Source organism: Streptomyces sp. NBC_01618 (assembly GCF_045209435.1).
Taxonomy (GTDB): domain Bacteria; phylum Actinomycetota; class Actinomycetes; order Streptomycetales; family Streptomycetaceae; genus Streptomyces.
In genome coordinates this window covers 1,438,268-1,461,385 of record NZ_CP109297.1, presented here as the reverse complement: position 1 = coordinate 1,461,385, position 23,118 = coordinate 1,438,268, and the positions used below count along the sequence as shown (strand labels likewise).

The 23,118-nt window shown below is 71.0% G+C and carries 20 protein-coding genes and 1 tRNA gene; 14 read left to right on the top strand and 7 right to left on the bottom strand.

From position 1 onward, the window contains the following. Positions 1-7: 7 nt before the first annotated feature. Together OH735_RS06940 and OH735_RS06935 are read right to left on the bottom strand one after the other, a co-directional pair. Positions 8-943 (bottom strand): pseudouridine synthase, encoded by a 936-nt coding sequence (locus OH735_RS06940; protein WP_406380355.1) that lies wholly within the window; start codon positions 941-943, stop codon positions 8-10. A 124-nt stretch (positions 944-1,067) separates the two neighbouring features. Further along, positions 1,068-1,152 (bottom strand) — tRNA-Leu (locus OH735_RS06935). A gap of 182 nt (positions 1,153-1,334) precedes the next feature. On the opposite strand from OH735_RS06935, the gene OH735_RS06930 reads away from it, so the two are divergent. The 3 genes from OH735_RS06930 (at position 1,335) to OH735_RS06920 (ending at position 3,969) form a co-directional block, all read left to right on the top strand. Next, entirely contained in the window at positions 1,335-2,660 is a 1,326-nt protein-coding gene (locus OH735_RS06930; protein WP_406380353.1) for a M20/M25/M40 family metallo-hydrolase, read from the top strand. Positions 2,661-2,857: 197 nt separating this feature from the next. Next, a complete protein-coding gene (locus OH735_RS06925; RefSeq protein ID WP_406380352.1) occupies positions 2,858-3,091 on the top strand; it encodes a chaplin in 234 nt (77 codons plus the stop codon). Positions 3,092-3,228: 137 nt separating this feature from the next. Then, entirely contained in the window at positions 3,229-3,969 is a 741-nt protein-coding gene (locus OH735_RS06920; protein ID WP_406380351.1) for a chaplin, read from the top strand. Positions 3,970-4,056: 87 nt separating this feature from the next. Here the strand turns inward: OH735_RS06920 and OH735_RS06915 are convergent, their stop codons facing one another. Continuing rightward, positions 4,057-4,245 carry a DUF5703 family protein gene (locus OH735_RS06915; protein ID WP_030918345.1) on the bottom strand — a complete coding sequence of 63 codons (189 nt, stop codon included), beginning with the start codon at positions 4,243-4,245 and terminating at the stop codon, positions 4,057-4,059. Between the two features lie 47 nt (positions 4,246-4,292). Here OH735_RS06915 and OH735_RS06910 point away from each other — a divergent pair, with 47 nt between their 5' ends. Further along, positions 4,293-4,952 carry a hypothetical protein gene (locus OH735_RS06910; protein WP_406380350.1) on the top strand — a complete coding sequence of 220 codons (660 nt, stop codon included), beginning with the start codon at positions 4,293-4,295 and terminating at the stop codon, positions 4,950-4,952. Between the two features lie 51 nt (positions 4,953-5,003). On the opposite strand, the gene OH735_RS06905 is transcribed toward OH735_RS06910, so the two are convergent. Next, positions 5,004-7,370, bottom strand: a complete 2,367-nt coding sequence (locus OH735_RS06905; RefSeq protein WP_406380349.1) for a helix-hairpin-helix domain-containing protein — start codon at positions 7,368-7,370, stop codon at positions 5,004-5,006. Beyond that, on the bottom strand, positions 7,367-8,350 hold the full coding sequence (locus tag OH735_RS06900; RefSeq protein WP_406380347.1) for an aldo/keto reductase: 984 nt from the start codon (positions 8,348-8,350) through the stop codon (positions 7,367-7,369). Before OH735_RS06900 ends, OH735_RS06905 begins: the two co-directional genes overlap by 4 nt. 140 nt (positions 8,351-8,490) lie before the next feature. Here OH735_RS06900 and OH735_RS06895 point away from each other — a divergent pair, with 140 nt between their 5' ends. Together OH735_RS06895 and OH735_RS06890 are read left to right on the top strand one after the other, a co-directional pair. Next, a complete protein-coding gene (locus OH735_RS06895) occupies positions 8,491-9,540 on the top strand; it encodes an LLM class F420-dependent oxidoreductase (protein ID WP_406380345.1) in 1,050 nt (349 codons plus the stop codon). Between the two features lie 229 nt (positions 9,541-9,769). Beyond that, positions 9,770-10,558, top strand: a complete 789-nt coding sequence (locus tag OH735_RS06890; protein WP_406380343.1) for a ferritin-like domain-containing protein — start codon at positions 9,770-9,772, stop codon at positions 10,556-10,558. Positions 10,559-10,583: 25 nt separating this feature from the next. Here the strand turns inward: OH735_RS06890 and corA are convergent, their stop codons facing one another. Continuing rightward, complete coding sequence (corA, locus tag OH735_RS06885) at positions 10,584-11,579, bottom strand: magnesium/cobalt transporter CorA (protein WP_406380341.1); 996 nt, start codon at positions 11,577-11,579, stop codon at positions 10,584-10,586. A gap of 59 nt (positions 11,580-11,638) precedes the next feature. On the opposite strand from corA, the gene OH735_RS06880 reads away from it, so the two are divergent. The 5 genes from OH735_RS06880 (at position 11,639) to OH735_RS06860 (ending at position 18,441) form a co-directional block, all read left to right on the top strand. After that, on the top strand, positions 11,639-12,361 hold the full coding sequence (locus OH735_RS06880; protein ID WP_406380339.1) for a histidine phosphatase family protein: 723 nt from the start codon (positions 11,639-11,641) through the stop codon (positions 12,359-12,361). A 105-nt stretch (positions 12,362-12,466) separates the two neighbouring features. Next, on the top strand, positions 12,467-13,057 hold the full coding sequence (locus OH735_RS06875; RefSeq protein ID WP_406380337.1) for a DUF3090 domain-containing protein: 591 nt from the start codon (positions 12,467-12,469) through the stop codon (positions 13,055-13,057). Beyond that, the gene (locus OH735_RS06870) at positions 13,021-13,875 is read left to right on the top strand and encodes an SCO1664 family protein (protein WP_406380335.1); all 855 of its coding nucleotides are present in this window, start codon (positions 13,021-13,023) and stop codon (positions 13,873-13,875) included. Before OH735_RS06875 ends, OH735_RS06870 begins: the two co-directional genes overlap by 37 nt. 152 nt (positions 13,876-14,027) lie before the next feature. Next, the gene (mshC, locus tag OH735_RS06865) at positions 14,028-15,257 is read left to right on the top strand and encodes a cysteine--1-D-myo-inosityl 2-amino-2-deoxy-alpha-D-glucopyranoside ligase (RefSeq protein ID WP_406380333.1); all 1,230 of its coding nucleotides are present in this window, start codon (positions 14,028-14,030) and stop codon (positions 15,255-15,257) included. A gap of 136 nt (positions 15,258-15,393) precedes the next feature. Next, positions 15,394-18,441, top strand: a complete 3,048-nt coding sequence (locus OH735_RS06860; protein ID WP_406380331.1) for an NPCBM/NEW2 domain-containing protein — start codon at positions 15,394-15,396, stop codon at positions 18,439-18,441. A 108-nt stretch (positions 18,442-18,549) separates the two neighbouring features. Here the strand turns inward: OH735_RS06860 and OH735_RS06855 are convergent, their stop codons facing one another. Beyond that, entirely contained in the window at positions 18,550-19,620 is a 1,071-nt protein-coding gene (locus OH735_RS06855) for a PAC2 family protein (RefSeq protein WP_406380330.1), read from the bottom strand. A 255-nt stretch (positions 19,621-19,875) separates the two neighbouring features. Here OH735_RS06855 and OH735_RS06850 point away from each other — a divergent pair, with 255 nt between their 5' ends. The 3 genes from OH735_RS06850 to OH735_RS06840 all read left to right on the top strand — a co-directional run bounded on the left by OH735_RS06850 (position 19,876) and on the right by OH735_RS06840 (position 23,103). Then, positions 19,876-21,207 (top strand): L-fuconate dehydratase, encoded by a 1,332-nt coding sequence (locus tag OH735_RS06850; protein ID WP_406380328.1) that lies wholly within the window; start codon positions 19,876-19,878, stop codon positions 21,205-21,207. Continuing rightward, complete coding sequence (locus OH735_RS06845) at positions 21,207-21,986, top strand: SDR family NAD(P)-dependent oxidoreductase (RefSeq protein WP_406380326.1); 780 nt, start codon at positions 21,207-21,209, stop codon at positions 21,984-21,986. Before OH735_RS06850 ends, OH735_RS06845 begins: the two co-directional genes overlap by 1 nt. A gap of 76 nt (positions 21,987-22,062) precedes the next feature. Next, a complete protein-coding gene (locus OH735_RS06840) occupies positions 22,063-23,103 on the top strand; it encodes a sugar ABC transporter substrate-binding protein (RefSeq protein ID WP_406380324.1) in 1,041 nt (346 codons plus the stop codon). Positions 23,104-23,118 lie beyond the last annotated feature (15 nt).

The following is a 23,118-nucleotide window of genomic DNA, read 5'->3' as shown; positions in this document are numbered from 1 at the left end:
CGACAGCTCACCGGTCCGGCCACGCGGAGAGCCGCAGCCCGCTCTCGAAGCGGCGCGGCCCGCCCGTGACCGGATCGGTGAACTCCAGCACCCGGGCGAGGAGTTGGAGCGGGAGCGACCAGTCGTCGGCCGCACCCTCGGGCCGGACCACCGGGTAGACCGGATCGTGGACGAGCGGCAGCCCCAGCCTGTTCATGTGGACCCGCAGCTGATGGGTGCGCCCGGTGGCGGGCAGCAGCCGGTAACGGCCGAGCCCCGCCCGGTGCTCCAGGAGTTCGATCCGGGTTTCACTGTTCGGTTCGCCCGGCTCCTCGCGGGCGGCGATGACCCCCCGCTCCTTCACGATGCGGCTGCGTACGGTCCGCGGAAAGGCTTGGCCGGGGTCGTACGGTGCCACCGCCTCGTACTCCTTGCGCACCAGACGGTCCCGGAACAGCGTCTGGTACGCGCCCCGCTCCTCGGGCCGCACGACGAACAGGACGAGCCCCGCGGTCAGTCGGTCCAGCCGGTGCGCGGGCTGCAGTCCGGGCAGGTCCAGCTCGCGGCGCAGCCGGGCCACGGCCGTCTCGGTGACGTGCCGGCCGCGCGGTGTCGTCGCGAGGAAGTGCGGCTTGTCGGCGACGACGAGGTGCTCGTCGCGGTGGACGACACCGACCGGGAACGGCACCGGTTCCTCCGGCGCGAAATCCCGGTGGAACCAGACGTATCGGCCCGCCGCGTACGGATCTTCGGCCGAGACCGGTCCCGCTACGGAGACGAACCTGCCCTCGGTGAACATCGCGTCCACCCGCGCCGCCCCGATCGCCCCCGCGAACCGCGCCAGCAGGTGATCGCGGACCGTCGCCCACCGCCCGTCCGGGTCTTCCGGGAGCCGCAGCCGCACCGGATCGATCCCGTCCCGCTGCGCCAGCGGCGCCGGCGGGGGCTTCGCGCGCCCCCTCATCGGGGCCTGCGGGCCGGTACGACGGTGAACATGGTGCGGGCTCCTCGCATCGTGGCCCACGGCGACCACGTGAGCACCACGCGAAATGCCGACCAGGATCGCTCCTGATCGGCGTTTCGATCTGTGTCCGAGGGGGGACTTGAACCCCCACGCCCGATAAAGGGCACTAGCACCTCAAGCTAGCGCGTCTGCCATTCCGCCACCCGGACAAGGTGTCTGTCTCGCGGGCCCGGCCCGTTCCGACGTGGAAAACAATAGCAAACATCCGGGGGTGCTCGATCACGCCGGGGGAGGCGTGAAGCGCGCATGACGAGGGGTGGGGGCCTTGGGCGCGCGGGCCCGGCGCGGGAGGATGAGGGGGAGCACCACGGCGACAGTGGAAGGAAGCAGTGTGAGCGAGACCAACACGGCCCGGACCGTCTCGGGCGAGGACGAGGTCGTGGACCTCTGTCGTGAGCTGATCCGGATCGACACCAGCAACTACGGCGACCACTCGGGGCCGGGGGAGCGGCGCGCGGCCGAGTACGTCGCGGAAAAGCTGGCCGAGGTGGGGCTGGAGCCGCAGATCTTCGAGTCCCACAAGGGCCGGGCCTCGACCGTGGCGCGGATCGAGGGCGAGGACCCGTCCAGGCCCGCCCTGCTGATCCACGGCCACACCGATGTGGTTCCGGCCAATGCCCACGACTGGACGCACCACCCGTTCTCGGGCGAGGTCGCGGACGGCTGTGTGTGGGGCCGCGGCGCGGTCGACATGAAGGACATGGACGCGATGACCCTCGCGGTCGTCCGCGACCGGATGCGCAGCGGCCGCAAGCCCCCGCGCGACATCGTGCTGGCCTTCCTCGCCGACGAGGAGGCGGGCGGCACGTACGGCGCGCGGTATCTCGTGGACAAGCACCCCGGCCTCTTCGAGGGCGTCACCGAGGCGATCGGCGAGGTCGGCGGCTTCTCCTTCACGGTGAACGAGAAGCTGCGGCTCTACCTCGTCGAGACGGCCGAGAAGGGCATGCACTGGATGCGGCTCACCGTCGACGGCACGGCGGGCCATGGCTCGATGACCAACGACGACAACGCGATCACCGAGCTCTGCGAGGCGGTCGGACGGCTGGGGCGGCACAAGTGGCCGGTCCGGGTGACCAAGACCGTACGGTCCTTCCTCGACGAGCTGTCCGACGCGCTCGGCACCCCGCTCGACCCGGAGGACATGGACGCCACGCTCGCCAAGCTGGGCGGCATCGCCAAGATGATCGGCGCCACGCTCCGCAACTCCGCCGCTCCCACCATGCTCGGCGCCGGCTACAAGGTGAACGTGATCCCCGGCCAGGCCACCGCCCATGTCGACGGCCGTTTCCTGCCCGGCTTCGAGGACGAGTTCCTGGCCGACCTGGACCGGATCCTCGGCCCGCGGGTGAAGCGCGAGGACGTGCACGGGGACAAGGCGCTGGAGACCAGTTTCGACGGCTCGCTCGTCGACGCGATGCAGATCGCGCTGAAGGCGGAGGACCCGATCGCGCGTGCGGTCCCTTACATGCTCTCCGGCGGTACCGACGCCAAGTCCTTCGACGATCTCGGCATCCGCTGCTTCGGGTTCGCCCCGCTGAAGCTGCCGCCGGAGCTCGACTTCGCGGGCATGTTCCACGGTGTGGACGAGCGAGTGCCGGTGGACGGGCTGCAGTTCGGCGTGCGCGTGCTCGACCGTTTCATCGACAACTGCTGAGTCCACGCCGCGTTCCTGCCCGGGCTCCGCTGAATTCCCGCTGATTTTCCGCCGACTCTCCGCGTCAGTAATCGCCTGCGTGTGCGTATGTGACCGGAACGAGTGAAAGGAACCATACGCTCGTAGCCCGATTACCTCTTCCTCGTTACAAGTGATGCGGTCCGCGGCTGGGACCGCATTGCCAACTAGGAGGAATAGTGATCAAGAAGATCGTCGCTGCTGCGGCTGTCACTGGTGGTCTGGTGCTCGCGGGTGCGGGCATGGCCGTCGCGGACTCCGGTGCCCAGGGCGCCGCTGTCAGCAGCCCCGGCGTGGTCTCGGGCAACGTCATCCAGGCCCCGATCCACGTGCCGGTGAACGTGTGTGGCAACACGATCTCCGTGGTCGGGCTGCTGAACCCCACTTTCGGCCACACCTGCGGCAACGCCTGACGTTGTGCGTCAACCCGTAAGGGTTTGATCCGGTCGGCCCCGGGGTGCACGCCATGCACTCCGGGGCCGCTGGGTAATCCGCCCCCGCACGGTCAAGTCCGGGGGTATTCCGGAAGGTAGAAGGCAGGAATCAACCTATGCGACAGGTCACGCGTAAAGGCCTGATCACCATGGCGGCCGCCGGCGGAGTCCTCGCGCTGAGTGGCGGTTATGCGCACGCCGATGCCGGAGCGACCGGCGACGCGTCGAATTCCCCGGGCGTGCTGTCAGGGAATTCGGTCCAGGCCCCGGTCCACGTACCGGTCAATGTCTGCGGCAACTCCGTGAGCGTCGTGGGACTGCTCGACCCGGCGGCGGGAAACACCTGCGGAAACGGTTCGCACAGCGCCGCTTCGGGCAGGCACGCCTCGGGCAGCCAGGTGTCCGGCGACCTGACCCGGGCGACCCGGGCGGGAACCGGCAAGCACCGGGCCCTCACGAGCGACACCGGGAGGGGGGCGACGGCCGAGGGGAGCGCGCAGGGCTCGCCCGGGGTGCTTTCGGGCAACAACATCGCGGTGCCCATCGACATCCCCGTGAACGCCTGTGGGAACAGCGTCACCATCGGCGGACTGCTCAACCCCGTCTCCGGCAACGAGTGCGGAAACGGTACGGACGTCGTCACGCCGCCGGTCGGTACGCCGGTCACACCGGTCACCGAGAACGAGCCCCCGGCACCCGGAGTGCGGGGCGTGCACAACGCACTCGAGACACAGGGCGTCGCCGAGCTCGCACACACCGGAGCGGGCGGGCTCGGCCTCCTCGTCCCGGCGAGCGCGGGCCTGCTGCTGGCGGGTGCGGGCACGATGCTCTACCGCCGCGCCCGGACGTCCGCTTAGCGGATCGAGGAGGCGACGCAGGCACGACGAAGGGAACGGGTCCCGCGACGGCGGGGCCCGTTCCGTTTCACCGGACGGCCCGCGGTCTCACCAGGTGGCCCGTAGCTGGCGGATGATCCGTCGGCGCAGCCGCACTCTGCGGCTGCCGTCACGGCGCAGCGTCAGCCGGTCCAACTCCCAGTGCCCGTACTCGGCATGGTCGGTCAGCAGGCGGGCCGTCTCCTTCCGGGACACCCCGCGCGGCACGTACACATCGACAAATTCGTATTCCGGCATCGCATCTATTGTGCGGGCAGAGCCCGTCTACGGATAGCGTCTGCACCATGTCTGATGCTGCGCAGCCCACCGCTGCCGAGGTACGCGCCGCCGCCGAAGCGATCAAAGCCGCGCTCGACCATCACCTCGAGGCGGTCGAACGCCGGACGGGGGACGACGATCCCGCCGTCTATGAAGCGTTCAACGCACTGGCCGCCGCCGCCGAGTTCTACGACGAACTGCTCTACGACCGCTACGACGAGGTGACCCCCTTCGAGATCCCCGGTGCGGAGGACTCCCTGCCGCCGTACGCCGGTCCCGAGGAGCCGAACGCGCTCAGCGTCCTCATCCGGCGTGACTACGCGGTGGTGGAGCCGCCGAGGCTGCTCGCGCAGGCCCAGCGGATCGCCGACCTCGATCCGGACGACCGCGGCGGCGGGAGCGCCGCGGTCGTCGGCTCCAGCTTCCACGCGGCGCTCGGAGTGCTCTTCGGCGAGTACGAACCGGACGAGATCGCTTCCCGGCACATGGAGTTCGGACTGGAGGAGGGCGACTCCACGCTCTGGGTCACGGCGGCCGAGGAGCTTCCCGAGGCGGGGGAGTGGCTCGGCGCACCGTTCGACGACGCGGATCCGCAACTGGTGGTCTGCCGCTTCGACGTCAGCGCGGTCTTCGACGAGGACGGAAATGACGAGCAGCCGGCCGGCCTGGTGGTGGACAGCTCCTGATCCGTCCGTCGGACGGGCTCCGTTCCGAGCCCGTCCGACGGTGCGGCCCGGTCAGCGGGCCGATGCCTCCAGCAGGGTGCGCAGCCGCGTCGTGCGGTCCTGCGTTGGGGACTGGGCGACCGCGCGCTGGAGCGCCTGATCCACCCCGTGCACGACGGACAGATGCCGCTCGCCGCGGCTGAAGGCGGTGTACACCCAGGGGCGGTTCAGCGCCTGCGCGGCGTCACCGGGCAGCACGACGACCACGGCGGGCCATCGCATACCGGCGGCCTGATGGGCGCTGAGGGCCCAGCCGTGCCGTACGGACGACTCCACCCGCTCCTGGGGTACGACGAGCTTCGTGTCCCCGCAGTCCAGGTGGAGGCCCTCGGTGTCGGCCGAGACGACCACCCCGGGCAGCGTCCTGCCGGGGGTTGGGACATGGACGACGCGGTCGCCCGGGTCGAAGCCGCCGAACCGCCCCGGACCGGGGTTGATCCGCTCCTTGAGTGCCGCGTTCAGAGCCCGGGTGCCCGCCGGGCCGCCGTGGCCGACGGTGATCACCTGGGTGTCGGCCGACGGTACGCCGATGGCGCGCGGCACCGAGTCGGCGACCAGCTGCACGGTGCGGTGCACCGCCTCGCCCGCGTCGCGCACGGGGACGATCACCACTTCCTTGCCGGGCGCCGCGACCTGGTTCAGCTCTCCGATGCCGATGCCGGAGACCAGTTCGCCGATCGGTTCCGGATCGGGTGTACGGGACACGATCTGCGGACAGGCGCGGGCCGCCAGCACATCCGCGAACACCCGTCCCGCGCCGGCCGAGCCCAGCACGCCGGGATCGCCGCTGAGCACCAGCCGGGTGCCGTCACTCAGCAACTCCACGAGGATCGCGGCGGTCTCGACGTCCAGCTGCGGGGCGTCCAGCACGACGAGCAGGTCGACGGCGATCGCCCCCTCCTCGTCCCGCCCCGGACCCTCCGAGCCGCAGAGCAGCCCGGCGAGGGTGACGGCCGCCGACGGATCGCCGGTCGCCTCGGCCAGCCGGCGCCTGCCGTCCACGCTGTGCACGGCGCCCAGGGCGCGCAGCCCGAGGCCACGGGCAGCGCTGATCAGTGCCGCGGGTTCGGCCCTGGCCGCCTCGCCGCCGGTGTGCGCCACCAGTCCGTGGGCCGCGACCGCACGGATCAGCTCGGCCGCCGACGGGGAGCCCGCGGCCGTGGCCGCCGCCGTCCAGTCGGCGTCCTTCTCGCAGGCGTTGACCAGCCGGGCCAGCCCGTCGGCGAGGCTCTCCTCCGCGAGTGCGTACCGGTCGAGGCCCAGCAGCGCCGGTACGGGTTCCTGCCCGGCCCGGTCCTCCGCGCTTTCCCCGGCCTCCGCGGGTGCTCCGGGCTCTTCGTCGAGCTGCTCGCCCGCGTCCTCCCGGCCGTCCTGGAAGACCAGGACGACGCCTTCGGCGACGGCGTGCTCGACGGCCGCGGCGGGGTCGCTCACCGCGCGCTCGGCGAGCGCTGCACGGACCGCCGTCGCGTCCAGCGCCGTATGGCCCTGGAGCGCGGCCCGCTCCAGCAGCCAGCCGACCAGGGCCGAGGTCCGCCGCTCGTCGTCCGGACCGCACTCGGCGCCCAGCAGGGCCCGGGCGAAACCGTCGGCCTGCTCCGGTCTGACTCCCGGCACGGCCAGCAACTGCCAGGGGTCCTCGCGCAGGGCCCCGGCCGCCTGCGCGCCGAGGGCCTCCGCCGCCGGGGCCGCCAGCGCTCCGGGAGCCCCGCCCTCGGCCAGTACGACGGCCACCGCTGCCACGGCCTGCGGTGAGGGGCCCTGCGCGGCCGGGGCCGGCTCGGGCTCCCGGGGCCGTACCGGCGCGGGCGCGGGAGCGGCCCGGCGGGGGGCGGCGGGTTCGGGCGGGCCGAGGAGCGCTGCGGAGGGCTTCTCACCGCTCTCCACGGCCCGCACGGCCGCCAGCAGATCGGCCGCCCTGCCACCCAGCTTCGCACCGGCGGCGATGGGGCCCGTCTTCTGTGCCTTGCGCTTCTCGATCCGTTCCCGGAGCTCACGCTGGGCGGCCAGCTCGGCCTCCGCCTCGGAGAGCGGGGCGGGGTCGGCAACCGCCCCGTCCACGGCGCCGTCGGCCGCGACCGCCCCGTCCACGGCGCCGTCGGCCGCGACCGCCCCGTCCACGGCGCCGTCGGCCGCGGCTGTCGCGTCGGTGGTGCCGTCGGGCCCGGCATCGGCCGCGGCCGGTCCGTCGGTCCGGTGGTCGTCGCCGTCCGTCTCCGCGGCATCGACGGGATCACCGGCCGCCGGTGATCCCTCGTCCGCCTCGTGCCCCTCGTCCGGCGCGGACGGGGCGGGCACGGCCGCGGAGGGGTCCGCGACGACGCCCGTGTCGTCGGCGGCCGGGGAGCCGGGGGTTTCCCCCCGGGGAAGCGCAGTCACAGCGTGCTCCAGTCCTGGTCGGGATAGCGGTGCACGGGCGCCGACACATCGTCGAGCGCCTGGCAGATCTCGTCAGGAAGACTAAGCGCCTCCACTGACAACGCCTCCGTGAGCTGCTGCGCGCTGCGCGCACCGACGATCGGGGCCACCACTCCGGGCCGGTCCCGCACCCAGGCGAGAGCCACTTGGAGCGGCGTCGTGGCCAGGCCGTCGGCCGCGGTGGACACCGCGTCCACGATGCGGCTCGCCGGGTCGTCGAGATACGGCTCGACGAACGGGGCCAGCAGCTCCGAGGCGCCGCGCGAGTCCGCCGGAGTGCCCGTCCGGTACTTCCCGGTCAGGACCCCACGGCCCAGCGGCGAGGAGGGCAGCAGTCCCACGCCCAGATCGAGCGCGGCCGGCAGCACCTCGCGTTCCACACCCCGCTGCAGCAGGGAGTACTCCATCTGGGTGCTCGCCAGCCGGGTGCGCACCCCGGGCGAGGCGAGCTGCCAGGTCGCCGCCTTGGCCAGCTGCCAGCCGCAGAAGTTCGACACCCCCGCGTACCGGACGCGGCCGGTGGAGACCGCCAGGTCCACCGCCTGAAGGGTCTCCTCCAGCGGGGTCACCGGGTCGAAGGCGTGGATCTGCCACAGGTCCACGTAATCCGTGCCGAGCCGTGCCAGGGAGGCGTCCAGCGCGGCCAGCAGATGGCCGCGCGAGCCGTTGAACCGGCGGTACGGGTCGGCCACGCTGCCGGCTTTCGTGGCGATGACCAGATCCTGCCGCGGCACCAGACCCTCGGTGAGCCGTCCGAGCAGATACTCGGCATCCCCACCGCCGTACACATCAGCCGTGTCGACCAGCGTGCCGCCCGCCTCCCAGAAGGCTTTCAGCTGTTCGGCAGCGTCGTGCTCGTCGGTGTCCCGGCCCCAGGTGAGGGTGCCGAGCCCGATCCGGGACACTCGAAGGCCGGTGCGGCCGAGATGCCTCTGCTCCATGGGCGCTGAGATTACTGGCCGGGACCCCACCCGGCGGAAGCCTGTGGACAACCCGGCACCAAGTCGCCCCTGCCGGAACCCGTCACCGCGCGCTAGAGTCCGGAGCTCCGGAACGTTACTGATCAGTAAGGGGAGCGGCTATGCGGCTCGGCATCAATCTCGGTTACTGGGGTGCGGGAATGGACGGCGACAACCTCGCCGTCGCCCAGGAGGCCGACCGGCTCGGATACGACGTCTGCTGGGCGGCCGAGGCGTACGGCTCCGACGCGCCGACGGTGCTCGCCTGGGTCGCCGCCCGGACCGAGTCCATCGACGTCGGCTCCGCGATCATGCAGATCCCGGCCCGCCAGCCTGCGATGACGGCGATGACCGCCGCCACCCTCGACTCGCTCTCCGGCGGCCGGTTCCGGCTCGGCCTCGGCGTGTCGGGGCCGCAGGTCTCCGAGGGCTGGTACGGCGTCAAGTTCGACAAGCCGCTGGCCCGCACCCGGGAGTACGTCGAGATCGTCCGCAGGGCGATGTCCCGTGAGCGGCTGTCGTACGAGGGGCAGCACTGGACGCTCCCGCTGCCGGACGGCCCGGGCAAGCCCATCAAGCTCACAGTCCACCCGCAGCGCGAGCACATTCCGCTCTACATCGCCGCGATCGGCCCGAAGAACCTGGAACAGACCGGCGAGATCGCCGACGGCGCGCTGCTGATCTTCCCCTCGGCGGAGCACCTCGAGGACACCGCCGTGACGTACCTGCGGGCGGGCCGCGAGAAGGCCGGGAAGACCATGGAGGGCTTCGACGTCTGCCCGACCCTGCCGCTCGCCGTCGGTGACGACGTCAACGGCCTTGCCGACATGTTCCGTCCGTACACCGCGCTTTACGTGGGCGGCATGGGCAGCCGCAAGCAGAACTTCTACAACCAGCTCGCGCAGCGCATGGGCTACGAGAAGGAAGCCGCCGAGATCCAGGACAAGTACCTGTCCGGCGACAAGAGCGGCGCCGCCGCCGCCGTCCCGCACCAGCTGATCGACCAGACCACGCTGCTCGGCCCGGTCGAGCGGATCGCCGAGCGGATGCAGGCGTACGCCGCGGCGGGAGTCACGACGCTGACCCTGGCTCCGGCCGGGTTCACGCTCGACGAGCGGATCACGGCTCTGCGGGCCGGCACGGAGGCGCTGGAGCGGTCCGGGCTCGCGTAGCGCGGACCGAGGGTTCCGGGAGAGCACTACGGCCGTGGTGGGGGCTCGGGGGCTCCCCGCCACGGCTGTTACGCGTAACAACGCTTTCGGGGGCACGGGGTTACGCCGATCGGCGCGGGGCCACCGGGGTCACGGCCCGTCCGGCGTAGCCGGGGGGCGTTCCTGTTGCCCGGGTGGGCGTGTCGCATTTGACTGTCGATGGGCGGATGCCGGTACGGAGGTGGCAGTGATGCTCTCGGCAAGGAACCTGTTCCAGGAGATTCTCGACGAAGACGAGTCGTTCCGGCTGTTCTGTTCCATCGCGGCGAGCGGGGAGTCCCAGGGGGGCTGGGAGAACGGCCATATCGCGGCCCTCGTGCCCGAGAGCCGGCGCGCCCTGGCGCCCAAGATCACGCGGCACGGCGCGGACGAGGACAAGCACGGCCGGATCTTCCACGCGCTGCTGAAGAAGCGCGGGCTGCAGCCGGTCGAGGTTCCGCACGAGACCGACTACACGATGCTGCTGGAGAAGCACGGCATCGGCCTCGCCCATGAGCGGCTGGGGCGCCAGGAGCCGCTCTCCGAGCACGACATCATCACCTACCTCGCGCACAGCAGGGTCACCGAACAGCGTGCCTCCGAGCAGATGACGCTGCTGCGCAAGCACTTCGCCGACCACCCCGACCTCGGCCGCGCGGTGCGGATGATCTCGAACGACGAGGACAACCACCTGGCGTACTGCCACGAGGAGTTGCTCCGGCTCGCCCGCGTCGGACACGGCCGTACGATCCAGCGCATCCTGCGCGAGTGCGCGCTCGCCGAGATCCGGGTGTACCGCGACGTCAGCCTCGCCGTGATGGACCACATGGGCCGCATCCTCGGCTGGCCCCGGGCCAAGGCGGCGGTGCTGGCCGCGGGGATCCACGGGATCTACGCGTACGAACGGCTGGTGGGGTGGCGGCGCATGGTGAGCCTGGAGCTGCCCGAGCGGCGCGACGCACTGGGCGGTCCCGCCGCGCAGGCGGCCGAGTTCGCCTGATCCGGGCGCCGCGGCGGACCGGCCGTCAGAGCCAGCCGCGCCGCTTGAACTGCCGGTACAGGCCGAACACCACGGAACCCATCAGCACGATCACCACCGGATAGGCCCACACCCAGCCGAGTTCCGGCATGTGCTTGAAGTTCATGCCGTAGATCCCCGCCACCATCGTCGGTACGGCGGCCATCGCCGCCCAGGCCGAGATCTTGCGCATGTCGTCGTTCTGCCGCACGCCCACCTGGGCCAGATGCGCCGCGAGGATGTCGGAGAGCAGCCGGTCGAGCCCGTCCACATACTCGTTGGCACGCGTCAGATGGTCGCTCACGTCGCGGAAGAACGGCTGCGAGTGCTCGGGGACGAACGGCACTTCCGCGCTCGCCAGACGGGCCATGGGGGCGCTCAGCGGCCCGGCGGCCCGGCGGAACTCCAGGAGCTGCCGCTTGAAGGTGTAGATGCGGGCCGCGGTGTTCTTGGTGTCCGTGGTGCCGGTCGGCGCGAACACCTCGGTCTCCAGCTCCTCCAGGTCGGCCTGGAGCTCGCCCGCCACCTCGATGTAGTGGTCGACCACGGCGTCGCTGATCGCGTACAGCACCGCGGTCGGCCCGTGCTTGAGAACCTTCGGCTCCGACTCCAGGCGGCGGCGTACCGCGGCGAGCGGCGCGCCCTCCCCGTGCCGGACCGTCACGACGAAGGAATCGCCGATGAAGGCCATCAGCTCGTCGGTGGTGACGGTGTCGCTCAGGTGCTCGTACACCACCGGCTTGATGACCGCGAAGAGCGAGTCGTCGTAGACCTCCAGCTTGGGCCGCTGGTGCGCGCTCAGGGCGTCCTCCACCGCCAGTGGATGGAGTCCGAACTCGCTGCTGACGCGGTCGACCTCCTGCTCCGTCGGCTCGTACAGGCCGAGCCAGAGAAACGCGTCCCCGGTCGCCCGTGCCTCCGCGAGGGCATCGGAAAGATCGGCGGGGCCTTCGGTACGACGCCCGTCCCGGTAGATCGCACAGTCCACAATCACGGCGCGCATTCTTCCCTGCCCCGCTCCCCGGCGCACCTCACCGCCGGCCGCGGCCTACGCTGGCCCGTATGCCCACCCTGATCCTCGTACGCCATGGACGCTCCACCGCCAACACGGCCGGGGTGCTCGCGGGCCGGACGCCCGGTGTCGCGCTCGACGAGCGCGGCGCCGCCCAGGCCGCGGCGCTGCCCGGACGGCTGGCCGCACTGCCGCTGGCCGCCACCGTCAGCAGCCCCCTGCAGCGCTGCCGGGAGACCCTGCGGCCCCTGCTCGACGCGCGGCCGGAGCTGGTGCTGCACACCGAGGAGCGGATCAACGAGTGCGACTACGGCGACTGGTCGGGACGCAAGCTCGCCGAACTCACCGACGAGCCGCTGATGAGCGTCGTGCAACAGCATCCGTCGGCCGCGGCGTTCCCCAGCGGTGAGTCCCTGCGCGCCATGCAGGCGCGCGCCGTCGACGCCGTGCGGGACTGGAACGCGCGGATCGAGGCCGAGTACGGTGACGAAGCCGCCTACGTGATGTGCTCCCACGGCGACATCATCAAGGCCCTCGTCGCCGACGCGCTCGGCCTCCATCTCGACCTCTTCCAGCGGATCCACGCCGACCCCTGTTCGGTCACCGCGATCCGCTACACCCGGCTGCGGCCCTTCCTGCTGCGGCTCGGCGACACCGGCGACCTGGCCTCGCTGGCGCCGCGCGAGCACACCGCCGAGGCGGCCTTGGACCGGCGCCCGGCGGCGGACACCGATGCGGACGCGGCGGTCGGTGGCGGCGCTGGGGCGCCGTGATCGCTCCGCGCAGTAGGGTGGACGCGCCGTAGGCGCCCTTCCCGGGGTAACCCCCAGGAGCGCCGCCGCCCCTCATCTGCCGTCAATTTTCAAGGGAGACAGGACGTGTCCCGTCAGGTGTTCCTCTACGACCCCCCGGACCGCTTCGTGGCCGGTACGGTCGGGTTGCCTGGACGTCGTACGTTCTTCCTGCAGGCATCCTCAGGCGGACGCGTCACCAGCGTGGCCCTGGAGAAGACTCAGGTCGCCGCGCTCGCCGAGCGCATCGACGAACTGCTCGACGAGGTGGTGCGGCGGACCGGCGGGAACTCTCCGGTGCCCGCCGTGGCGCCCATGGACGTCACCGACACCGCGCCCCTGGCCGTGCCCGTCGAGGAGGAGTTCCGGGTCGGCACGATGGCGCTCGCCTGGGACGGCGAGGAACAGCGCATGATCGTCGAGGCGCAGGCACTCGTCGAGCTGGACGTGGAATCCGACGAGGACCTCGCGGAGGCCGAGGAGCGGCTGCTCCAGGACGAGGAGAACGGCCCGCCGATGCTCCGCGTCCGCCTCAGCGGGGCGCAGGCCCGGGCCTTCGCCAAGCGCGCCCTGGACGTCGTGAACGCCGGGCGCCCGCCGTGCCCGCTGTGCAGCCTGCCGCTCGACCCGGAAGGACACGTATGCCCGCGCCAGAACGGATACCGTCGCGGAGCCTGACCGGCACCGAACTGGTCATGGTGCTCGCCGAGGGCCGGCTCACCGTCCGCGGTCAGGTCCGCGGGGCGTCCAACGCGGTGCTCTACTGCACGGTCGCCCACGACGGCGACGAGGTGACGTGCGTCTACAAGCCCGTGGCCGGGGAACGGCCCCTGTGGGACTTCCCCGACGGCACGCTCGCCCGGCGCGAGGTGGCCGCGTACGAGATCTCCGAGGCGACCGGTTGGGGGCTCATACCGCCCACCGTGCTGCGGGACGGTCCATACGGCGAGGGCATGTGCCAGCTGTGGATCGAGGCGGCGCCCCAGGGCGACGAGTCCTCCCCGGACGGCCTGCCGCCGCTCCTCGCGCTCGTCGAGGACGAGGAGCCGGGGGAGGGCTGGAAGGCCGTCGCCCTGGCCGAGGTGGGGGAGGGGCGGACGGCCCTGCTGGTGCACGCGGACGATCCGCGGCTGCGGCGGCTCGCGGTCCTCGACGCCGTGATCAACAACGGTGACCGAAAGGGCGGCCATCTGCTGCCCGCGCCCGGCGGCCGGCTCTACGGCATCGACCACGGTGTGACCTTCAACGCCGAGGACAAGCTGCGCACGCTGCTGTGGGGATGGGCGGGGGAGCCGCTGACGGCCGAGGCCGTCGAGGTCGTGGACCGGCTGGACGCGGAGTTGGCGCCGGGGACCTCCCTCGTCACCCGGCTGGCCGAGTTGATCACCGCGGCCGAGATCGAGGCGTTGCGGGGGCGCGTGGCGGCGCTGAGGGCCTCGGGCCGGCACCCGGAGCCGAGCGGCGAGTGGCCGTCGATCCCCTGGCCACCGGTGTGACGAAATCGAGCCACTCCGGCGACCGAGGGGCGGGGCACGGGGGCCCTGCCCCGTACCGGAGCCGATGAACCCACGTTGCGCAAGACGGCCTCTTCGGCCAAGATCCGGTATCCGGTTCGTATCCGGAACATGCATCCGGTTACGCTCGTGACATGCATGCCTGGCCCGCTTCTGAGGTCCCCGCCCTGCCTGGCAAGGGCCGCGACCTTCGGATCCACGACACCGCGACCGGCGGACGGATCACTCTTGACCCCGGTCCCGTCGCCCGTATCTACGTCTGCGGCATCACGCCGTACGACGCGACCCACATGGGTCATGCGGCGACCTACAACGCGTTCGACCTCGTCCAGCGCGTGTGGCTCGACACCAAGCGGCAGGTCCACTATGTCCAGAACGTGACCGACGTGGACGATCCGCTGCTGGAGCGGGCCGTGCGCGACGGTCAGGACTGGACCGAGCTCGCCGAGCGCGAGACGGCTCTGTTCCGCGAGGACATGACTGCCCTGCGCATGCTCCCGCCGAAGCACTACATCGGCGCCGTGGAGGCGATACCGGGCATCGTCCCGCTCGTCGAACGGCTCCGGGACGCCGGCGCCGCCTACGAGCTCGACGGGGACGTCTACTTCTCCGTCGAGACCGACCCGCACTTCGGCGGGGTCTCCAACCTCGACGCCAAGGCGATGCGGCTGCTCTCCGCCGAGCGCGGCGGCGACCCGGAGCGCCCCGGCAAGAAGAACCCGCTCGACCCGATGCTCTGGATGGCCGCCCGTGAGGGCGAGCCGAGCTGGGACGGGGCCTCCCTTGGCCCCGGCCGCCCGGGCTGGCACATCGAGTGCGTCGCGATCGCCCTGGACCACCTCGGCATGGGCTTCGACGTCCAGGGAGGCGGGTCCGACCTCGCCTTCCCGCACCACGAGATGGGCGCCTCGCACGCCCAGGTGCTGACCGGCGAGTACCCGTTCGCGCAGGCGTACGTACACGCCGGAATGGTCGCCCTGGACGGCGAGAAGATGTCCAAGTCCAGGGGCAACCTGGTCTTCGTGTCGAAGCTCCGCCACGACGGCGTGGACCCGGCGGCGATCCGGCTCGCCCTGCTCTCGCACCACTACCGGTCCGACTGGGAGTGGACCGACCAGGTGCTCGCCGATGCCGTCGAGCGGCTCGGACGCTGGCGTTCCGCCGTCTCCCGGCCCGACGGACTGCCCGCCGAGGCCCTGGTGGAGGAGGTCCGCGAGGCCCTCGCCGACGACCTGGACGCACCGGCCGCGCTGGCCGCCGTGGACCGCTGGGCCGAGCGTCAGAACGCCGAGGGCGGTACGGACGAGGGCGCGCCCGGCCTCGTCTCGCGCACCGTCGACGCGCTGCTGGGCGTCGCTCTGTAGCGTCGCCCGCAACCGCCGCGCGACGACAGCGCGCGGATCGCCCTTCCACGAGCCGGCCTTGGACTTCTCGACGAAGTTCAGGGCCGGTTCCGTTTTGTCCGTGGTCAAGTGCTCGATGCTGCGCTAAAAGCGCTCTATGCAATCATCAACGCGCATCAGAGCGGCGGCAGTTGCAGCCTTGTTCGGGCTGATCGCCGTCTTCGCGGGGCCCGGTGCCGGTCAGGCGGGCGCCGCCGAACCGGCCCCCACCACGGTCGGCGACCTCACCGGCTTCTCCGCCGACGGACCCGTCTACCAGCTGCGGGCAGGCACCGCCGAGGCCCGCGTCAGCTTCGTCTCCGCCGAGACGTTCCGTATCGAACTCGCCCCGGACGGTACGTTCATTGACCCGGCAGGCGACGACATGGTGCTGCCACAGGGCACACCGCCGCACACCCGGTGGAAGGAGCGGGCCGACCGCTACGAACTCTCCACCGGCAGCATCACCCTGCGCGCCTACAAGTCGCCCCTGCGCTTCGCGCTGTACCGGGCCGACGGCACCGAGGTCTGGTCCGAGGCCAAGGGGCTGAGCTGGGACGGGAAGCAGACCACCCAGACCCTGGCTCGCGGCGCCGACGAGCAGTTCTACGGCGCCGGCATGCAGAACGGCCGCGGCAACACCTCGCACCGCGACAAGACCGTCGAGGTCGGCGTCGACTACAACTGGGACGACGGCGGCCACCCCAACTCGGTGCCGTTCTACCTCTCCTCGGCGGGCTACGGCGTCTTCCGCAACACCTACGCGCCGAACACCTATGCCTTCACCGACCCGGTGACCACCAGCGCGAAGGAAAAGCGCTTCGACGCCTACTACTTCGCGGGCGACAGCGCCAAGGACGTCATCGGGCAGTACACGAAGCTCACCGGCAAGCCCTTCCTGCCGCCCGTGTACGGGATGGAGATCGGCGACGCCGACTGCTACCTCCACAACGCCAACCGCGGCGAGCGCCGCACCCTGGACTCCCTGAAGATCGCCGACGGCTACGTCGAGCACGACATGCCCAACGGCTGGATGCTCGTCAACGACGGATACGGCTGCGGATACGAGGACCTCGCCGAGACCGCCAAGGGCCTCCAGGACCGCGACATGCAGCTCGGCCTGTGGACCCAGGACGGCATCGACAAGATCGCCGACCAGGTCAAGGCAGGTCAGCGGGTGGCCAAGCTCGACGTCGCGTGGGTCGGCTCGGGCTACAAGTTCGCTCTCGACGGCTGCAAGGACGCGTACAAGGGCATCGAGGACAACAGCGACGCCCGCGGCTTCACATATGCTCCTGAGAGCTGGTCGGGGGCGCAGCGCTGCGGCGTCCAGTGGTCCGGCGACCAGTACGGCACCTGGGACTACATCCGCTGGCAGATCCCGACCTACGCGGGCGCCACGATGTCCGGTCTCGCGTACACCACCGGCGATGTCGACGGCATCTTCGGCGGCAGCGCCAAGACGTACACCCGTGACCTCCAGTGGAAGATGTTCCTGGGGACCACGATGACCATGGACGGCTGGGCGGCCAGCGACAAGCAGCCCTACCGGTACGGGGAGCCGTACACCTCCATCAACCGCGACTACCTCAAGCTCAAGGAGTCGCTGCTGCCCTACCAGTACTCCTACGCGCACGAGGCGACGAAGACCGGCGTCGGCATGGTCCGGCCCCTGGCCCTCGAATTCCCGGACGACCCGAAGGCGGCGACGGACGCGGCGAAGTACGAGTTCATGTCCGGCGAGGACTTCCTCGTCGCACCCGTCTACCAGGACACCACCGAGCGCAACGGCATCTATCTGCCGAAGGGCACCTGGACCGACTACTGGAGCGGTCGCACATACGAGGGCCCGACCATCGTCGACCACTACAGCGCCCCGCTCGACACCCTGCCGCTGTTCGTCAAGGGGGGTGCCAGCGTGCCGATGTGGCCGGGCATCCGCTCGTACAAGGACCGCACCGCCGACTCCCCGCTCGTCTGGGACATCTACCCGCAGGGCTCCTCGTCGTTCACGCTGTACGAGGACGACGGCGTCACCCGGCAGCACCGCGACGGCAAGTACGCCACCCAGACCGCCGACGTGGACGCGCCGGTCCGGGGCGCGGGCGACGTCACCGTGCGGATCGGTGCGAGCAAGGGGGAGTTCACCGGCAAGCAGAGCACCCGCCCGTACGAGTTCAGCGTGCACACCGGCTCCGCACCGGGCGCGGTCGAGCTCGACGGCAAGCTGCCCCGGCTGGCTTCCGCGGACGCGTACAAGAGCGCGCAGCAGGGCTGGTGGTACGACCGGGACGACCGCGGTGGTGTCGTGAAGATCAAGACGGCGCCGCTCTCCACCGACAAGCAGTTCTCCGTGAAGCTGAAGGGGACGAGCGCGGTCGGCGGCAGGAACGCCGCCGCGACGGCCGTCGTCTCCGCGCCCGCCGGGCAGGAGCTCGGTGCCGGGGCCGAAGGCACCGTCGCCGTCGATGTCACCGCGGGCAGCACCGATGTGACGGACGCCGCGGTCACCCTGGCCGTGCCCGACGGCTGGCAGGTCGCACCGGTCGCGACCGTGGACCGGATCCCGGCGGGCACCACCCGGCGGGTCGAGGTGTCCGTCACCCCGGCGAAGGACGCCGCGGCGGGGGAGGCGAGGATCACCGCGCTCGCCCGCTACCGGTCGGCCGGCGAATCCCGGACCACCGCCCAGCGGTTCGCCGCCGCGGTGATGCCACCGCCGCCCACCGGTGAGGCCTGGGCGAGCGATCTGGTGTGGCTGAAGTCGGTGAACGGCTACGGGCCCGCCGAACGCGACCGCAGCAACGGCGAGTCGGGCGCCACCGACGGACACCCCCTCACGCTGGCGGGGAAGGTGTACGAGAAGGGGATCGGCGTCCACGCCGACTCCGACATCGAGGTCTATCTCGGCGGACGCTGCTCGAAGTTCACCGCCGACGTCGGGATCGACGACGAGATCAACGGCTACGGCGAAGTCGCGTTCTCCGTCGAGGCGGACGGCAAGGTGCTGTGGACCTCGCCGAAGGTGACGGGGGCGTCCGCGACCGTACCGGTCGACGTGCGGCTCGACGGGGCGCGCCATGTGCACCTGAAGGTCACGGACACCAATGGGTCCAAGACCGGTGACCACGGGGACTGGGCCGCGGCGCGATTCACCTGCTCCTGACGGACCCGGATACCCCGGAACCGTCCGGACGTTCGTGAACGACCCGGACAGCACAGGAGCGCCGGGCGGGTGCGTGCGTACCTCCCGCCCGGCGCTCCACCGGCCGTATCAGCCCTCCGAGGAGTCCTCCGATGAATCCTGGGGGCCGTCGTCCCCGTCGTGGCCGTCTGCGCCGTCCTCGTTCTCCTTGCCGGCCGGCGACGGCCGGCCGGGGCCCGTCTCGCCGCCGGGCTCCGGCCGGAGCGGCTTCGGCGGACGCGTGCGGCCGCTGGAGGTGTCGCGCAGATACGAGGCGTCGCCGCTCTCCGTCGCATGCCCGCCGGGCCCCTGGCCCGGACCGACGTCCCTGCGGCGCAGATAGCGCTCGAACTCCCGGGCGATGGCCTCGCCGCTCGCCTCGGGAAGCTCCGCGGTGTCCCGTGCCTCCTCCAGCGTCTGCACATACTCCGCCACTTCGCTGTCCTCGGCGGCCAGTTGGTCCACGCCGAGCTGCCAGGCGCGGGCGTCCTCGGGCAGTTCGCCCAGCGGGATGCGCAGACCGATGAGGTCCTCCAGGCGGTTGAGCAGCGCGAGAGTGGCCTTCGGGTTGGGCGGCTGCGACACGTAGTGCGGCACCGCCGCCCACAGACTCACCGCGGGCACGCCCGCGTGCGTGCAGGCCTCCTGGAGGATGCCGACGATGCCCGTCGGACCCTCGTACCTGGTCTCCTCCAGGTCCATGGTCCGCGCCAGATCCGGGTCGGAGGTGACTCCGCTGACCGGTACCGGGCGGGTGTGCGGGGTGTCGCCGAGCAGCGCGCCCAGGATCACCACCATCTCCACGCCCAGCTCATGGGCGAAGGCCAGGATCTCGTTACAGAACGAGCGCCAGCGCATGGACGGTTCGATACCGCGGACCAGGACGAGGTCACGGGGCTTCTCCCCGCCGACGCGGACCACGGAGAGCCGGGTGGTCGGCCAGGTGATCTTGCGCACCCCGCCGTCCAGCCAGACCGTCGGCCGGTTGACCTGGAAGTCGTAGTAGTCCTCGGCGTCCAGCGCCGCGAACACCTCGCCCTTCCACTCCCGGTCCAGATGCGCGACCGCCGTGGAGGCGGCGTCACCTGCGTCGTTCCATCCCTCGAACGCGGCCACCATGACCGGGTCGATCAGCTCGGGAACCCCCTCGAGCTCGATCACCCAGGCCTCCTTCCGAAGTTCCCTTGCGTACGCACCAACCTTACGGCTTCCGGCCACTCCCTCCGCAGCCCCTGTGCACAGCCGGGTGAACCTGTGCCACGGGGGTGCATCATCGGTCGAATCAGGGCATCATTCTCTGAATACATCCGAGCTGTGTCCGTCAATTTGGCTCCGACTCTGGACGTTAGGGCCTTCATGAGGCTATACATCGGATGACCAGAGCAGAGGTCCGATGTTATTCCCCTGGGGGCGCACATGAGTCAGACCGTCACGGATTTCGAGGTTCACGACATCCGTTTTCCGACCTCGGAACAACTGGACGGCTCGGACGCCATGAACCTCGATCCCGACTACTCGGCCGCCTACGTCGTCCTGCGCACCGAACCCCTCGACGAGGGTGCCGTCATCGAGGGACATGGCTTCTGTTTCACCATCGGCCGCGGCAACGAGGTGATGGCCGCCGCCATCGAGACGCTGCGCCCGTACGTCGTGGGGCGCCCGGCGCCCCGTACCGCGGCCGACCTCGCCGCACTGCACCGCGAGCTCACCCATGACTCCCAACTGCGCTGGCTCGGCCCCGAGAAGGGCGTGATGCACATGGCGGCCGGCGCGGTCGTCAACGCGGCCTGGGACCTGGCGGCGAAGCAGGCGGGCAGGCCCGTCTGGCAGTTCCTCGCCGAGATGACGCCCGAGGAGCTCGTCTCGCTCGTCGACTTCCGCTATCTCACCGACGCCCTCACCCCCGACGAGGCCCTCGCGATCCTGCGGGCCGCCGAACCGGGACGGGCCGAGCGCGCCGAGCGGCTGCGGGCCGAGGGCTACCCCGCGTACACCACCTCGCCGGGCTGGCTGGGATACACCGACGACAAGCTGGTCCGGCTGGCGAAGGAGGCCGTCGCCGACGGCTTCACCCAGATCAAACTGAAGGTCGGCGGCGACCTCCGCGACGACGTCCGCAGACTCGCGCTGGCCCGAGAGGCCGTCGGGCCGGACGTCCGGATCGCCGTCGACGCCAACCAGCGCTGGGACGTCGCCGACGCGGTGGAGTGGATGACCGCGCTCGCGCCGTTCGACCCGCACTGGATCGAGGAGCCGACCAGCCCCGACGACATCCTCGGCCACGCGGCCGTCCGCGCCGGGCAGCCGGTCAAGGTCGCCACCGGTGAACACGTCGCCAACCGGGTCGTGTTCAAGCAGCTGCTGCAGGCCGGAGCCGTCGACTTCGTCCAGATCGACGCGGCCCGGGTCGCGGGCGTCAACGAGAACCTGGCGATCCTGCTGCTCGCCGCCAAGTACGGCGTACCGGTCTGCCCGCACGCGGGCGGAGTCGGGCTGTGCGAGCTGGTGCAACACCTGTCGATGTTCGACTATGTGGCGGTCTCCGGAAGCTTGGAGAACCGCGTGATCGAGTACGTCGACCATCTCCACGAACACTTCGCCGACCCCACCGTGATCGAGAACGGCCGTTACGCCGCGCCGGATTCACCGGGCTTCTCCGCCCGGATGCTCCCCGAGTCGATCGCCGCACACCGCTACCCGGAGGGTCCCGTATGGCAGGCCCGCCGCACCACCGAGGAGGCCAACTGATGACCGGCACACGCGACTTCGAGGGGATGAACGCCCTGGTGACGGGCGGCGCCTCCGGCATCGGCGCCGCCGTCGCGAACCAGTTGCTGGCGCGCGGCGCCCAGGTGGCCGTGCTCGACCGGGAGACCGCGGGCGTCCCCACGGGCGTCCTGGCCGTCAAGGCGGACGTCACCGACGACCACGCCGTGCGCGAGGCGGTCGACCGGGCCGCCGGCGAACTCGGCGGCCTGCACACCGTCGTGTCCAACGCGGGCATCGGTTCCATCGGCACCGTCGAGGACAACGCCGACGAGGAGTGGAACCGGGTCCTGGACATCAACGTTCTCGGCATGGTCCGCACCGCCCGGCACGCCCTGCCCCATCTGCGGCGCGCGGCGGCCGAACGCCCCGGTGCCGTCTCGATCACCCAGACCTGCTCGATCGCCGCGACGGCCGGACTGCCGCAGCGCGCCCTGTACAGCGCGAGCAAGGGCGCGGTCCTCTCCCTCACCCTCGCGATGGCCGCCGACCACGTCCGCGAGGGCATCCGGGTCAACTGCGTCAACCCGGGCACCGCGGACACCCCGTGGATCGGCCGGCTCCTCGGACAGGCCGACGACCCGGCCGCCGAACGGGCCGCGCTGAGCGCCCGCCAGCCGCTCGGGCGGCTGGTCTCGGCCGACGAGGTGGCCGCCGCGATCGTCTACCTCGCGAGCCCCGCCGCCGCCTCCGTCACCGGCACGGCACTCGCCGTCGACGGCGGAATGCAGGGCCTGCGCCTGCGCCCCGCCGAAGGCTGACCAGGGAATCGCACCACGCACCGCCGCTCTGCCCCCAGAGCTCCGACCGGTACTCCACCAAGGATTGGGACACCAAATGAGAGTGCGTACGACGAGTGCGGCAGCCTGCGCCGTACTGCTGGCCGTCACTGCCCTTGCGGGCTGCAACCGCGAGTCCTCCGCCGACGGCGCGGGCGGCGGGAAGGTCGGAATCGACCTGCCGCGCAGCGACAGCGACTTCTGGAACTCGTACCAGAACTATGTGCAGAAGGGGGTCAAGGCGGGCGAGGTCAAGGCCCTGCCGCTGACCAACTCGCAGAACGACATCGGCAAGCTGGTCGCCAACGTCCAGACCTTCACCGACCAGGGCGCCAAGGCCGTCGTGATGGCACCCCAGGACACCGGTGCGATAGCCGAGTCGCTCAACACGCTGAACGAGAAGAAGATCCCCGTCATCAGCGTCGACACCCGCCCCGACAAGGGCAACATCTACATGGTGGTGCGGGCCGACAACAAGGCGTACGGGACCAACGCCTGCAAGTATCTCGGCGAGCAGCTGAAGGGCAAGGGCAAGGTCGTCGAGTTCCAGGGCGATCTCGCCTCGATCAACGGCCGTGACCGGTCCGAGGCGTTCAAGTCCTGCATGGACAAGGACTTCCCCGGCATCAAGGTCTTCGAGCTGGCCACCGACTGGAAGGGCGACGTCGCCTCCGCCAAGCTCCAGGCCACCCTGGCCGCCAACCCCGACATCAACGGCATCTACATGCAGGCGGGCGGCGTCTTCCTGCAGCCCACCCTCGCGCTCCTGGAGCAGAAGAAGCTGCTGAAGCCGGCCGGTACGCCGGGCCACATCACGATCATCTCCAACGACGGCATCCCGGAGGAGTTCGACGCCATCAAGGCCGGGAAGATCGACGCGACGATCTCCCAGCCCGCCGACCTGTACGCGAAGTACGCGCTGTACTACGCGAAGGCGGCCCTGGACGGCAAGACCTTCAAGGAAGGCCCCACCGACCACGACTCCACCATCATCAAGATCCCGAACGGCCTCGAGGACCAGCTCCCCGCTCCCCTGGTGACCAAGGACAACGTGGACGACCCGAAGCTGTGGGCCAATCAGCTGGAGAAGAAGAGCTAGGCGTGACTCCTGACT